General features: G+C 67.4%; 10 protein-coding genes and 1 pseudogene. 1 reads left to right on the forward strand and 10 read right to left on the reverse strand.

The window, feature by feature from the left end; translation table 11 throughout:
- Nucleotides 1–27: 27 nt before the first annotated feature.
- The 8 genes and pseudogenes from FQS62_RS22315 to FQS62_RS19085 all read right to left on the reverse strand — a co-directional run bounded on the left by FQS62_RS22315 (nucleotide 28) and on the right by FQS62_RS19085 (nucleotide 10,601).
- Nucleotides 28–1,304 (reverse strand): annotated as a pseudogene (locus FQS62_RS22315) (septal ring lytic transglycosylase RlpA family protein).
- Nucleotides 1,301–2,446, reverse strand: a complete 1,146-nt coding sequence (mltB, locus tag FQS62_RS19055; RefSeq protein ID WP_088479652.1) for a lytic murein transglycosylase B — start codon at nucleotides 2,444–2,446, stop codon at nucleotides 1,301–1,303. Before mltB ends, FQS62_RS22315 begins: the two are co-directional and overlap by 4 nt.
- A 991-nt stretch (nucleotides 2,447–3,437) precedes the next feature.
- On the reverse strand, nucleotides 3,438–4,517 hold the full coding sequence (gene rodA / locus FQS62_RS19060; RefSeq protein WP_180835994.1) for a rod shape-determining protein RodA: 1,080 nt from the start codon (nucleotides 4,515–4,517) through the stop codon (nucleotides 3,438–3,440).
- Between the two features lie 164 nt (nucleotides 4,518–4,681).
- Nucleotides 4,682–5,794 carry a rod shape-determining protein RodA gene (gene rodA, locus FQS62_RS19065; protein WP_010481418.1) on the reverse strand — a complete coding sequence of 371 codons (1,113 nt, stop codon included), beginning with the start codon at nucleotides 5,792–5,794 and terminating at the stop codon, nucleotides 4,682–4,684.
- Nucleotides 5,791–7,863, reverse strand: coding sequence for a penicillin-binding protein 2 (mrdA, locus tag FQS62_RS19070; RefSeq protein ID WP_057499478.1), 2,073 nt, complete (start codon nucleotides 7,861–7,863; stop codon nucleotides 5,791–5,793). Before mrdA ends, rodA (FQS62_RS19065) begins: the two co-directional genes overlap by 4 nt.
- A 3-nt stretch (nucleotides 7,864–7,866) precedes the next feature.
- Nucleotides 7,867–8,352, reverse strand: coding sequence for a rod shape-determining protein MreD (gene mreD, locus FQS62_RS19075; protein ID WP_049443989.1), 486 nt, complete (start codon nucleotides 8,350–8,352; stop codon nucleotides 7,867–7,869).
- On the reverse strand, nucleotides 8,349–9,434 hold the full coding sequence (gene mreC, locus FQS62_RS19080) for a rod shape-determining protein MreC (RefSeq protein ID WP_268922680.1): 1,086 nt from the start codon (nucleotides 9,432–9,434) through the stop codon (nucleotides 8,349–8,351). Before mreC ends, mreD begins: the two co-directional genes overlap by 4 nt.
- Before the next feature lie 120 nt (nucleotides 9,435–9,554).
- A complete protein-coding gene (locus FQS62_RS19085; protein WP_005419402.1) occupies nucleotides 9,555–10,601 on the reverse strand; it encodes a rod shape-determining protein in 1,047 nt (348 codons plus the stop codon).
- A gap of 283 nt (nucleotides 10,602–10,884) precedes the next feature.
- On the opposite strand from FQS62_RS19085, the gene FQS62_RS19090 reads away from it, so the two are divergent.
- A complete protein-coding gene (locus FQS62_RS19090; RefSeq protein WP_049443985.1) occupies nucleotides 10,885–11,823 on the forward strand; it encodes a carbohydrate kinase family protein in 939 nt (312 codons plus the stop codon).
- 262 nt (nucleotides 11,824–12,085) lie between these two features.
- On the opposite strand, the gene FQS62_RS19095 is transcribed toward FQS62_RS19090, so the two are convergent.
- The gene (locus tag FQS62_RS19095; RefSeq protein ID WP_049443983.1) at nucleotides 12,086–12,718 is read right to left on the reverse strand and encodes an HAD family hydrolase; all 633 of its coding nucleotides are present in this window, start codon (nucleotides 12,716–12,718) and stop codon (nucleotides 12,086–12,088) included.
- Nucleotides 12,706–13,437, reverse strand: coding sequence for an outer membrane protein assembly factor BamD (locus tag FQS62_RS19100; protein ID WP_099590203.1), 732 nt, complete (start codon nucleotides 13,435–13,437; stop codon nucleotides 12,706–12,708). The genes FQS62_RS19095 and FQS62_RS19100 overlap by 13 nt, the downstream gene beginning before the upstream one ends.
- Nucleotides 13,438–13,521 lie beyond the last annotated feature (84 nt).

Genomic DNA, 13,521 nt, shown 5'->3' on the forward strand with positions numbered 1-13,521 from the left:
TGGGCCGGCAGCACCGGCCCGGGCGGATCAATCCTTCACGATCTGCGGCGAACCCAGGCCCAGACCGGCGATGCGGCCGGCAAGTTCCGCGGCACTGGCATGGTCGCTGGCGGGAACGCGCAGGCGGAACAGGGTGCGGCCACCGGCGGCGATGTCGCTGATGGTCGCGCCGACAATGCCGGCGGCATTGAGCTGCCCCATCGCACGGTTGGCGTTGTCGCGGTTGGAGAAGCTGGCCACCTGCACCATCACCGCGCCTACCACCTGCTGCGACAGGCTGGGGGTGGCCGGTGCGGTGCGGACGGGTGCCGGCGCAGCAGCGGCGCGCGGCGTGGTGCTGGCAACAGCCGCCGGAGCCGGCGCGTACGGCGCGCTGCGCACCGGCGGTGCACTCGGCGGCAGGCTGCTGACCGCCACATCCGGCGCGGTGCTGGCCACGCCCTGGGTGGTGGCCGGCTGGCCACGCGCCGGGGCGCCATCGGTGGGCAGGCGGTTGACCAGGCGATCGATATCGCTGTCGGCGGAAGCACGCGGGCCGCAGCCGGCCGCGCGCTGGCCACGGCGGTGGTTGCCGCCGCTTCGGCAGCACGACGCTCGCGACGCGACGGCTTCTGCGCCATCAGGTTGCTCTCGCCCGGCTGCAGCGCGCGCACTTCGACGTTGCCGGTGCCGCGCTGGGTGATGCCCAGGCGCACGGCGGCGGCATAGCTGAGATCAACCACGCGGCCATCGTGGAACGGGCCGCGGTCGTTGACGCGCACGATCACCGATTCGCCGTTGTCCAGGTTGGTGACGCGGGCAAAGCTGGGCAGCGGCAGCGTCTTGTGCGCGGCAGTGAACTGGTACATGTCGTAGACCTCACGGTTGGAGGTCAGGCGGCCGTGGAACTTGGCCCCGTAGTACGACGCGGTGCCGCGTTCGACATAGTTGCGGGTGTCGTCGAGCACCTTGTAGGACTTGCCCAGCACCACGTACGGGGTCTTGTTGCCGATCGCCGAGCGCTCTTCCGCGGTCACTTCCGGTTCGGGGATGCAGGCCACGTTCGGAATGTAGTCCGGCGTGCTGTCACGCACGCCCGGCTTGTACAGGCCACCGGCGGTGTAGTTGCCGCGGGTGCTCAGGTCTTCCTTGGCCGCCGCATATGGCGAACCTTCCGGGCAGTGCGCCGGGCGCGAACCACGGCCCTGCACCAGCGTGCCACTGGACTTGCCACCATGGCCGGCCGTGGCCGGCTTCTTCGGCGCGCTGCTGCAGGCAGCCAGCGCGAGGACGATCAAGCCTGGGACCAGCCATCTGGTGTTCATGCCGGGGGCAGCTCCTGTCCGGCGATGGCCTGGGACAACTGGAACACGGCCATCGCGTACATCTTAGAGAGGTTGTAGCGGGTGATCGCGTAGTAGTTCTGGAAGCCCAGCCAGTACTGCTTGCCGGTGCTGCCTTCCAGGGTGATCGGGGTGGCGGTGGCGCCCGGCTGCACCGGCGCGCTCGGCTGGTAACCGCGCTGGGCCAGGTCAGCCAGCGACCAGGTCGGCATCCATTCGGTCGGATTGAACTCCTCGCGGCCCGGCGCCAGCGTGGCCGGAACGGCCACCTGCCCGCCACGCACCCAGCCGCCCTTCTTCACGAAGTAGTTGGCGATGGACGAGAACACGTCGTCGTAGCTGGTGAACAGGTCGCGGCGGCCATCACCGTTTCCGTCCACGGCGTAATCGAGATAGCTGGACGGCATGAACTGGCCCATGCCCATCGCACCGGCATAGCTGCCCTTGAGCGTGGTGATGTCCAGGTTTTCTTCGCGGCCCAGCTCGAACAGCTTGGCCAGTTCATCGCGGAAGAACAGCTCGCGGCGTACTTCGCGCTCCAGCTTGGCCGGGTCGCCGCTGCGCGGGTAATAGAACGCCAACGTGTACAGCGCATCAAGCACGCGATGGCTGCCGGCATTCTTGCCGTAGCTGGTTTCCACGCCGATGATCGCCACGATCACTTCGGCCGGCACACCGGTGCGCTGCTGCACGCGATCCAGTTCGGCGCGATGCTGGGCCAGGAACGCACGGCCGCCATCGATGCGTGCCTTGCTGATGAACATCGGTCGATATTCATTCCACGGCTTGACCCGTTCGGCCGGGCGCGACATCGCGGCAATGATCGGCTGGCGCACCTGCGCCTGGTCGAGCACGCTGCTGATCTGCTCCGGCTTCAAGCCATAGCGCTTGGCGGTATCGGCAATGAAGCGGGCCCGCGCGACTTCGAACGGTACCGGGGTGAGATCGACAGGCGGCGCGGTGGCAGCGGCGGCTTCGGGCGCGGCCTCGGCCGGGCCATGAGCCCTGGCGGCGGGTTGGCGCGGCGTACTGCTGGCCTGGGGCGAAGACGGTGGGGACTTCGGCTGGGTCGCGCAGGCGACCAGGCCGAGGGTGAGCATGCAGGCCAGAGTGCGTCGAATCATCGTCGCAGGTTAGCAGGTCATGGATGAATTAAAACCCCTAACACCATGAATCACAACGATTTGCCTGCGTTCAGCGGGAAATGTGAAGACGTCGTGATCAGGCTTCCCCATTCAGATAGAGGCTGCCGGTTGCGTCCCCATCCCCGCAGACGCAACCGGCGACCGGATCCGGTCGGTACCTGCGCGGCTGCCGCTCCCCAGTGGCAGTACCCCGCGCTCCCTGTACCCGTTGGATCAGTACTGCTTCCCGCCCGGCGCCCCCTGCGCTGCATCGATTGACGGCGCCTGTGCCGAGCGGGCCGCCATTGTGCAGGCCGATTACGACAAGTCCATTGATCAAGATCAACGCGCTGTAAAAGTGTGAACCAGCTAACATTTTTTGCGGACTTTGGTCAGCGGGTGTGCTGCCGTGCATCGTTGTGAGAACGCTTCCACAACGGGCGTTGCGCAGAGTCAGGAAGTTTCCGGCCAACGGCGCAGCCCCTCGTGGGTGGAGTGGGTCGCTGAAAGCAGAAGCCGCGGGTGGGCCGGTCGGGTTGGGTACGCGGGGGACGCCGTGAATCCGTCCCTGGAGGCTTGTCAGCCGCATCCATGCGGCTGACACCCCCGCGTACCCAACCCGACCGGCCTCTGACAGATTTCGGAGGTCTGCCACCCACGGAGAAGAAAAAGAAGATCAAAAGCGGATCGCGACGCTGCGCTTGCTCGTGAGCCGAGCATGGCTCGGCTCTACAGGAAGCAATGAAGCGGGCGGCCAAGCTGCTTTTGCTTTTGATCTTCTTTTTCTTCTCCGTGGGTGGACGAACACGGAATCTGCCAGCGGCCGGGTGGGTGGGCAGTGCGGGGTGTCCGCGGCATGGATGCCGCGGCCAAGCCCCCATGGATGGGTTCACGGCGTCCCCGCACTGCCCACCCACCCGGCCAGCCCTCAGCAATCCGGCTTTCAGCGACCCACTCCACCCACGAGGGGCTGCGCCGTTGGCTGGAAACCCTATCCCCCGTGCACGGGCCGGTGCCCACGCACCGCCATTACCAGTCCGATGCCGGCCAACAGCGAGACCGCCGATGTCCCGCCATAGCTGATCAACGGCATCGGAATGCCCACCACCGGCAGCAGGCCGGAAATCATGCCACCGTTCACCAGTACGTAAACGAAGAACGCCAGCCCCAGGCTGCCGGCCAGCAACCGTGCATGCGTGTCGCGCGCATGCACTGCGATCCACAGGCAGCGTCCGACCACGAACAGGTACAGCGCGAACAGCGTCGCCACACCGATCCAGCCGAATTCCTCGGCCAGCACCGAAAACGCGAAGTCGGTCGTGTACTCGGGCAGGAAATCCAGCGTGGCCTGGGTGCCCTGCCCCCAGCCACGCCCCTGCCAGCCACCAGAACCGATTGCGATGCGTGACTGCAGGATGTTCCAGCCGGTGCCGAGCGGATCTGCCGCCGGATCGAGGAAGGTCAGCACGCGATCTTTCTGGTACTGACGCAACAGACCGAACCACGCCAGTGGTGCGGCCACCGCCAGCCCCGCCGCGCCGATGGCCACCCAGCCCCAGTGCAGGCCCGCGAGCAACAATGCGAATACGCCACTGGCAGTGACCAGGGTGGCGGTGCCGAGGTTCGGCTGCATCAGGATCAGCACCGCCGGCACGCCGATCAGCGCTGCGGCGGCCAGCACCGTGCGTGGCGACGGCGGCAACGGCTGCCGGTGCAGGTACCAGGCCATCATCAACGGCAGGCTGAGCTTGAGCAGCTCCGACGGTTGCAGGTAGAACACGCCGAGGTTGAGCCAGCGCTGCCCATATTTGCCGGTGCCGATGACGTACACCGCCATCAGCGGCAGCATCGACAGCGTGTACAACGCCGGAGTCCACGCGCGCAGGCGCAGCAACGAAACACGCGACAGCAGCCACATCGCCACCAGGCCACCGGCAAAGCGCGCCGCCTGCCCGCCCACCGGGCCGGACACGCTGTGCAGCACCGCCAGTCCCGCGGCCATCAGGATCAACAACGCGACCAGCAACGGCAGGTCGATCGTGCGCACCGCCTCACGGCTGCCGCCAAGCATTCGTTTCCATTCCACGTCCGCCACGGTAGCAACGGGCGCTTGCGTGAAGCTGTCATGGTGCTTCTGCGTTTGTAGCGTCGAGCCATGCTCGGCTTGGGGCCGGCACGCGCTGTACGGAAGGCAGTCGAGCATGGCTCGACTCTACAAAGGCTGCGGAGCCGGGCTCAGCCGTAGCCGCCGTGTACGGGGTTGTGGCTACGCACGGCCATCACCAATCCGAAGCCAGCCAGCAGTGACACCGCCGAGGTACCGCCGTAGCTGATCAGCGGCATCGGCACGCCCACCACCGGCAGCAAGCCGGAAATCATCCCGCCGTTCACCAGCACATAGACGAAGAACGCCAGGCCGGTAGCGCCGGCCAGCAGGCGCGAATAGGAATCCCGCGACTGGCTGGCGATCCACAGGCAGCGCCCGATCACCACCAGATACAGTGCCAGCACGGTAGCCACGCCGATCCAGCCGAATTCCTCGCTCAGCACCGAGAACGCGAAGTCGGTGGTCTGTTCGGGAATGAAGTTCAGGTGTGACTGCGAGCCTTCGCCCCACCCCTTGCCATCGAAGCCGCCGGAACCGATCGCGATCTTCGACTGGATGATGTTCCAGCCAGCACCCAGCGCATCCATCTCCGGGTCGAGGAACATCATGATGCGGTCCTTCTGGTAGGGCCGCAGCAGCCAGAACCAGGCCACCGGCGCGACCGCGGCCACGCCGCCCACACCCAGACCGACCCACCACCACGGCAGGCCGGCCAACAACAGCACGAACACGCCACTGGCGGCGATCAGCACACCGGTACCGAAGTCCGGCTGCAACATCACCAGGCCGGTGGGCACGCCGATGATGACCAGGGCCACGAGCACGGTGTTGAAGCGCGGCGGCAGCGGCATCTTGTGCAGGTACCAGGCCACCATCATCGGCAGACTGACCTTCAGCAGCTCGGCCGGCTGCAGGTAGAAGAACTTCAGGTCCAGCCACTGCCGGCCATATTTGCCGGTGCCCAGCACGAACACCGCCAGCAACGGGATCATCGAGATCGCATAGATCATCGGCGTGGCCGAGCGGATGCGCAGGATCGGCACCCGCGAGATGCCCCACAGCGCGGCCATGCCCACTGCGAAGCGCGCGCCCTGGGCCATTACCAGGCCGTCGCCACCGGCACTCTTCAGCGTGGCCAGGCCGATCACCATCAGCGCGCCCAGGGCCAGGCACAGCACCCAGTCCAGCGTGCTGAAGAAGCGGCGCAGCATGTCGCCGGCCCAACGCAGGAACACTCTCATCGTGCGGGCTCCGCGGTGGTCGGGCGCGGCGTGGCCGGCAGCGCGGCGGCCTGCGAACCCGGCTGCGGCGCAGGCGCCGGTTCCGGTGCGGGTACACCGATCAGCACCGGATGTTCTCCAACCTGTGCAGCGGCAAGGTCGCCGGCCTGGCGCGCACCCGCGTCTTCGTTGTCGAACGCGGTGGCGCCGATGGCGGTGGTACCGCGCTCACTGTCCAGCGGCTCCATGCCCTCCGGCATCTTGCCCAGCAGATACGCATCGAACACCTTGCGGGCGATCGGCGCGGCGGCCGAGCCACCATAGCCACCGCCTTCCACCGCCACCGCAATCGCGATTACCGGGTTGTCCGCCGGCGCGAAGCCGACGAACAGCGCGCGGTGGCGCAGATGCATCGGCAGGCTCTTCGGATTCACTGCGGCGGTGCCCTTGCGGCTGATGACCTGTGCAGTACCGGTCTTGCCGGCCATCACGTACGGCGCACCGACCGCCACGCGCCAGCCACTGCCGCCGGGCCGCATGGTGGCCATCATGCCTTCGCGCACGGCCTGCAGGTTGTTGGGGTTGGGGCTGACCGGCTTGGTCTCGCCAGGCGACGTCGCCGCCCAGTCGCTGTCGAAACCTTCGCGCTGCTGGATCACCAGGTGCGGGGTGCGCAGCTGGCCGTCGGCCAGCGCGCTGACGCCGCGCGCCAGCTGCAGCGGGGTGACCTTCCAGTCGCCCTGGCCGATGCTGATGTTGACCGTATCGCCGGGGTACCAGGCTTCCTTGCGGCTCTTCCGCTTGTAGGCGGGCGACGGCAGGATGCCGCCGATCTCGCCGGTGAGGTCGATGCCGGTCGGCTGGCCGAACCCGTAGTACTCCATGTAGTGGTCGAAGCGCTCGATGCCCAGGTCCAGCGCCAGCTTGTAGTAATAGGTGTTGACCGATTCGGCGATCGACTTGCGCAGGTCGGTCCAACCATGGCCGCCACGGTGGGCGTCACCCCAGCCGCGCGAGGTGCCCGGCAGGTAGAACATGCCGGTGGACAGCACCTTGTCTTCCGGGCGACGCACGCCGGAGTCCAGGCCGGCCAGGCCGATCAGCGGCTTGAGCGTGGAACCGGGGGCGACACCGCCAAGTACCAGGCGGTTGAACTGCGGCCGCGACGGGTTTTCGTTCAATGCCTTGAAGTCGGCATGGGAAATGCCGTTGACGAACAGGTTGGGGTCGTAGGACGGCAGGCTGACCATCGCCAGCACTTCGCCGGTGCGCGGGTCCATCGCCACCGCCGAGCCTTCCTGGTCACCGAAGGCGGCCACCATGGCGCGCTGCAGGTCGGCGTCGATCGACAGCCGCAGGTCGGCACCGGACTGCGCGGCGACGCGGCCGATGGTGCGGATCGCACGGCCCTGCACGTTGGTCTCTACCTGTTCGTAACCGACCTTGCCGCGCAGTTGCTGCTCGTAATAGCGCTCCAACCCCGACTTGCCGATGTGGGTCAGTGCTGCGTTGCCCTCGCCGAGGATCTCCAGATCCTTGTCATCGACGCGGCCGACGTAGCCGATGATGTGCGCGAACAGGTCACCGTAGGGGTAGCGCCGGGTCAGGTAGGGTTCCAGCTCGACACCGGGGAACCGCCAGCGGTCGACGGCGAAGCGCGCCATCTCCTCGTCGCTCATGCGCAGCTTCAGCGTGACCGGCAGGAACTTGCGCCGCGCCTTGCGCGACTTGTTGAACGCTTCCAGCTCTTCCGGGCTGATGCTGATGATCTTTGCCAGCCCTTCGAGGGTGGCGTCCATGTCCTTGACCTTGTCCGGGGTCACGTCCAGGCGGAAGGCCGGCACGTTCTCGGCCAGCAGGCGGCCGTTGCGGTCGTAGATCATGCCGCGCCCGGGCACCACCGGCCGTGGCTTGATGCGGTTGGCTTCCGAGCGCGTGGCGTAGACGTCGTGGTCCAGTACCTGCAGCTTGAAGTACCAGCCGCCCAGGCCCAGCAGGCAGACCAGCACGCCCAGGAAGCCCAGCGCCGCGCGGCGGCGGAACTGTTCGGCTTCGGCGTGCGGATTCTTGACCTGGCGACGCGGGATCATGGCTCAGCGCCCACGCTTGCCGAAGCGCACCGCATCCAGCAGCACGAACACCAGCGGCCACAGGCCCATGCCCAACAGCGGTGCCCACCAGTACGACCACGGCAGGGTGGGTTCACCCACCAGGATGTGCACCAGCGCGCTGACGATGCGGTCGTTGAACAGCAGGCCGCCGATGGCCAGCATCTGCTGCGACATCGGGAAGAAGCGGATGCGGGCGCGGAAGCGCTGCAGGATGAAGGCCAGCATCACCAGCCGCAGTGCCTGTTCGCCAAGCACGCCGCCATACAGCAGGTCGGCGATGACGCCACTGGTGAAAGCGACGCCCAGGCCGACGCGCTCGGGCGCTTCGATCACCCAATAGGCCAGCACCAGCGCCAGCCAGTACGGGCGCAGCGGCTGCAGCAGCGCCGGCAGCGGCAGCAGGCCCAGCAGCAGCGCCACCACCAGGCTGGCCGGCAGCACCCATGGGTTGTCGCGCAGGCGGCTCATCGCTGGGCCTCCGCAGCGGGCGGGGGCGGTTCAGTCGCTTGCGGCACGGTCGACGCGGCTTTGGCTGGCGATGGGGCAGCCGGCGTTGTTGCCGTCGCAGGCGCAGGCGTTGCCGCCACCGAAGCCGGGCCCGCGGCAGGCGAAGTGGCAGGCGGCGCTGTCGGCGCCGGTACAGCGGCACCGGTGGCCGGGCCACCCGGGGCGGTCTCTTCCAGCTGCAGGCGCAGGTTCGGCGGAATACGGATCGCAGCGCCGGGGCGCAGCAGCAGCACGTCGCGGCCGCGGTCCAGCTGGGCGGCCGGCTTCAGTTCGCCAACCAGGAAGGCATGGGTATCGTCCGGGCGCAGGCCGGTGATGGTGCCGACCGGGAAGCCAGCCGGGAAACGGCCCCCGAGGCCGGAGGTGACGATCTCATCGCCCACTTCAACGCCGGCGCTGAGCGGGATGTCGCGCAGTTCCAGCTTGTCGCCGCGGCCGTAGACGATCAGGCGCACGCCGTTGCGGGCCACGGTCACCGGCACCGCGTGGTCGGGGTCGGTCAGCAGCAGCACGGTGGAGGTACCGCCAGTGACGCTGATCACCTGGCCCATCAGGCCGCCGGCATCGATCACCGCTTGGCCGACGTGCACGCCTTCGCGACTGCCGGCGTCGAGTACCAGGCGCTGCTTCACCGGGTCCAGGTCGATGTCCAGGATCGGCGCCAACTGCACGTCCAGGCCACTGCGCTCGGCCACGTTCAGCAGTTCGCGCAGCTGGGCGTTGTCCAGCGCGGCGGTCTGCAGGCGGGTCAGGCGCGCGTTGGCCAGCAGCAGCTGGTTGCGCAGTTCACGGTTCTCGTTGACCAGCTGGCCGTGGCTGGCCGCCGAATCCTTGACCTGGTTGCCGAGCTTGCCCGGCAGGCCCGCCAGTGCCCATACCGGCTGCACCAGGCTGTTGGCCTGCCCGCGCAGCTGCGCGAGCCAGCCGGCCTGGTCGTCAAGCACGATCAGGGTGATGGCCAGTGCGAGATAAGCCAGCAGACGCAGCGGGCTGGCGGCATCACCGGATCGGGAAGCAACGGGAGGTCCGGCGTAGGGCGGCACGGCAACGATTCAACTGGCAGAAGGCGGAAGGGAAACACGCGGGCGCCCGCCGGTGCCGGCCCACCCTCGTGGTGGGCCGCACCCCGGAGGGGCGCTGCGGGCGCAGGCAGCCGGGACGGCTTATTCCGGCGCAAAGAACTCGTTGCCGTGCATGTCGACCAGCTCCAGCGCACGGCCACCGCCGCGGGCCACGCAGGTCAGCGGATCGTCCGCCACCTGCACGTGCAGGCCGGTTTCCTCGGAAATCAGGCGGTCCAGGTCACGCAGCAGGGCGCCACCACCGGTCAGCACGATGCCGCGCTCGGCGACGTCGGCGCACAGTTCCGGCGGGGTCTGCTCCAGCGCCAGCTTGACCGCGCTGACGATGCCCGACAGCGGCTCGTGCAGGGCTTCAAGCACCTCGTTGGAGCTGATCTTGATCATCTTCGGCACGCCCTCGGCAAGGTTCCGACCGGAGATTTCCATCTCGATCACTTCCGCCTGCGGGTAGGCGCAGCCCAGCTCCACCTTGATGCGCTCGGCGGTGGCTTCACCGATCAGCATGCCGTGGTTGCGGCGCACGTAGTTGGTGATCGACTCGTCGAAGCGGTCGCCACCGATGCGGACCGACGCGGAGTAGACGATGCCGTTGAGCGAGATCACCGCCACTTCGGTGGTGCCGCCGCCGATGTCGATGACCATCGAGCCACGCGCTTCGGTAACCGGCATGCCGGCGCCGATCGCGGCGGCCATCGGTTCTTCGATCAGGAACACATCACGGGCACCGGCTTCCTCTGCCGATTCCTTGATCGCGCGGCGCTCGACCTGGGTCGAACCGGCCGGCACGCAGACCAGCACGCGCGGGCTCGGGCGCAGCACGCGCGACTTGTGCACCTTCTTGATGAAGTGCTTGAGCATCGCCTCGGTATAGGTGAAGTCGGCGATGACGCCGTCCTTCATCGGGCGGATGGTGGTGATGTGGCCCGGGGTACGGCCAAGCATCTGCTTGGCTTCGGCGCCTACGGCTGCCACCGAGCGGGTGCCACCGATGGCACGGTCCTGACGCACGGCCACGACCGATGGCTCGTTCAGCACGATCCCCTGCCCGCGCACGTAGATGAGGGTGTTGGCCGTGCCCAGGTCGATGGACAGGTCGTTGGAGAACATGCCACGGAGTTTCTTGAACATCTGAGGAAGGAGTCCTGAGGGGTGTCGTGCCCGCCGCGGGATGGCGAAAAAATGGGCAGAAATCGAGGCCGACAAGCCTAGCAACCCGCCTGCCGCCGAGCAAGGAAAAAACTAGCTGAACCCGCGTCTTCACAGGCTTTCGGCCTGATCGGGTCTCACCCGCTTCTGGCCCTGAGCGGCACCAGCGGGTAACCTTTGCGCCGTCGGGCGCCCAAGGGCGCCGTTTGCTTGCCCGCCGAACCGGGCCGGCCCACCCCAAAATTCACCGCATAGGCTTACATCGATGTCCGCTCTGATCTGTGGTTCTCTTGCCTTCGACACCATCATGGTGTTCCCGGACCAGTTCAAGAATCACATCCTGCCGGACAAGGTGCACATCCTGAACGTGTCCTTCCTGGTGCCGCGCATGCGCCGCGAGTTCGGCGGCTGCGCCGGCAACATCGCCTACAACCTGCACCTGCTGGGCGGCCAGCCGATCCCGATGGGCACCGTGGGTTCGGACTTCGGCCCGTACCGCGAGTACTTCGAAGGCCTGGGCATCGACCTGTCGCGCGTGCGCGTGATCGATGAGCTGTTCACCCCGCAGGCGTTCATCACTACCGACCACGACAACAACCAGATCACCGCCTTCCACCCGGGCGCGATGATGCGTTCCTACGAGAACCACGTGCGTGGCGTGCCGGGCGTGACCCTGGGCCTGGTCGGCCCGGACGGCCGCGAGGGCATGATCCAGAACGCGCAGGAATTCCACGAAGACGGCATCCCGTTCATCTTCGACCCGGGCCAGGCCATGCCGCTGTTCAACGGCCCGGAACTGCGCGAGTTCATCGAGCAGGCCGACTACGTGGTGGTGAACGACTACGAGTCGAACCTGCTGCAGGAACGCACCGGCTGGGACGAGAAGGAGATCGTCAGCCGGGTCAAGGCCTACATCACCACCCGCGGCCCGAAGGGCGCGGTCATCCATACCCCGGAAAAGAGCTACGACATCCCGCCGGCGCACGAGCGCCGCGTGGTCGACCCGACCGGCTGTGGCGACGCCTTCCGCGCCGGCCTGATCTACGGCATCCAGAAGGGCTACGACTGGCTGACCATCGGCCGCATGGGCAACCTGATGGGCGCACTGAAGGTCGAGCACCCGGGCACGCAGAACCAGCGCTTCACCTTCGACGAGTTCAACGAGCAGTTCAAGCAGCAGTTCGGTTACGCGTTGAACGCGTAAACGAACTGCCCGCGCATCCCACCTTGTCCCCGCGCCTTCGGCGCGCCCCTTGAACAACAAGGGGGCTTTCCACCCGATGTGCTGCCGGGAATGCTGTTGGTAGGTGTCGACCTTGGTCGACACGGCCGGCCAGCGGCCGGCACTGCCGGAACCTCCGACCGGCACGTTGCCTGCGCTCTGTAGAGCCGAGCCCATGTTCGGCTTGCACGCGCCAGCGCGATCTGACCGGAGAGCAGCCGAGCGTGGGCTCGGCTCTACATCGTCAGCCGCCCTGCCAGGCCGCCAGCAAGGCGCGGCAATCGGCGAAATGCCAGTCGGCGCTGCCGGGCCACGGGTTCTCCGGCAGGTTGACCAGCACGGTATGGGCGCCCGCGGCACGGCCGCACTCCAGGTCGTAGGCGTGGTCACCGACCATCACCGCCTGCGCAGCCCCGATGCCCCAGCGACGAAGATGCTGCTGCAGGCCATCCGGCGAGGGCTTGGGCACCGCCTCATCGCGGCCGATGATGTCGGCATCGTCGAACAACGCCCCGACCCCGATCGCCTCCAGCGTCAGCTTCGCCAGCGCATGATCGTTGCGGGTCAGGATGCCCAGCCGGCAGCCCGCCGCCGACAGCGCGCGCAGCAGCTTCACCGCACCCGGCGCCGGCAGCGCCTCCTCGGCCAGCGCGCGCTCGTGATCCAACAGCCACTCGCGCTTGGCCTGCGCCGGCGCTTCCGGCAGCGCTGCGATATGGTCGAGGATGTCTTCCTCCGCGGCGATCTCCAGCGCGCGGCGGATCGCGGCGAAATCATGCACGGCCACAGTCAGCGTGCCATCCATGTCGAACACCCAGTGCCGGATCGCGGACAAGGCGTGCACTGCGATGCCCGCCGCAACCTTCACTGCCACCACTGCGGCATGCGGCTGGCGTCGACGCCACCGGTTTCGAAAACGGCGGTGCGGGTACCACCGGCCTTGACCGGGAACTCGATGCTGATCGACTTGCCCTTGCGCGCCAGCTTCCACAGCGCCTTCTGGTCGGTGATGAACAGGGCAATGGCTTCATCGGTCTTCGGGCGCCACGCCGCCATGGAAATCGGCTTGCCGTCGTCCACGGTCACTTTCACCGTGCACTGCGGGCAACGGAAATCGCCGGCCTGCAGCACCAGATACGCATGCCGCTTCCACTCCGGGTGATCGCGGAACACCAGCTGCACCGGCTTGGCGCCGCTGCCATCCACGTCTACCCGTTCCTTGCTGTAGATCTGCGCCGAAACCTGGTTGCCCTTGTTGCCCACCGGAATCTGGTTGTACTGCCATAGCGCCTGCATGCGGCGCAGGTCGCGCGCGGCATCACCCTTGGCTTTGACCTCGTCGAAGCCTGCGGCGATGCGCTCGGCGGCGGCGGTGTCCTTGTACTGGTCCAGCAGCGAGGCGCCATGCAGGCGCGCACGCTCCCAGTCCTGCGCGGCCACGGCCATGTCGTACTGCTTGGCCACGTCTTCGGCCTTGGCCTCCTTCTGCGCCTGCACGGCGGCCGCGGCGACTTCCTGCGCCTTGCGCTCTTCCTCGGGGTTGCTGCAGGCGGCCAGGGCCAACGTACAGGCGGTGAGCAGGATCAGTCGTTTCATGGTGGAGGTCCTTCGTGTATTCGCGATTCTGTAGAGTCGAGCCATGCTCGACTGCTGTTGAAGAGCCAGTCGAGCATGGCTCGA

The sequence above is a fragment of the Stenotrophomonas sp. SBJS02 genome, from assembly GCF_020428325.2.
Taxonomy (GTDB): Bacteria; Pseudomonadota; Gammaproteobacteria; order Xanthomonadales; family Xanthomonadaceae; genus Stenotrophomonas; species Stenotrophomonas africana.

Excerpts from the sequence above, each read along its gene's own strand:
- mltB (WP_088479652.1), bottom strand. The coding sequence starts at position 2,446 with ATGATTCGACGCACTCTGGCCTGCATGCTCACCCTCGGCCTGGTCGCC.
- rodA (WP_180835994.1), bottom strand. The coding sequence starts at position 4,517 with ATGCTTGGCGGCAGCCGTGAGGCGGTGCGCACGATCGACCTGCCGTTG.
- rodA (WP_010481418.1), bottom strand. The coding sequence starts at position 5,794 with ATGAGAGTGTTCCTGCGTTGGGCCGGCGACATGCTGCGCCGCTTCTTC.
- mrdA (WP_057499478.1), bottom strand. The coding sequence starts at position 7,863 with ATGATCCCGCGTCGCCAGGTCAAGAATCCGCACGCCGAAGCCGAACAG.
- mreD (WP_049443989.1), bottom strand. The coding sequence starts at position 8,352 with ATGAGCCGCCTGCGCGACAACCCATGGGTGCTGCCGGCCAGCCTGGTG.
- FQS62_RS19085 (WP_005419402.1), bottom strand. The coding sequence starts at position 10,601 with ATGTTCAAGAAACTCCGTGGCATGTTCTCCAACGACCTGTCCATCGAC.
- FQS62_RS19090 (WP_049443985.1), top strand. The coding sequence starts at position 10,885 with ATGTCCGCTCTGATCTGTGGTTCTCTTGCCTTCGACACCATCATGGTG.
- FQS62_RS19100 (WP_099590203.1), bottom strand. The coding sequence starts at position 13,437 with ATGAAACGACTGATCCTGCTCACCGCCTGTACGTTGGCCCTGGCCGCC.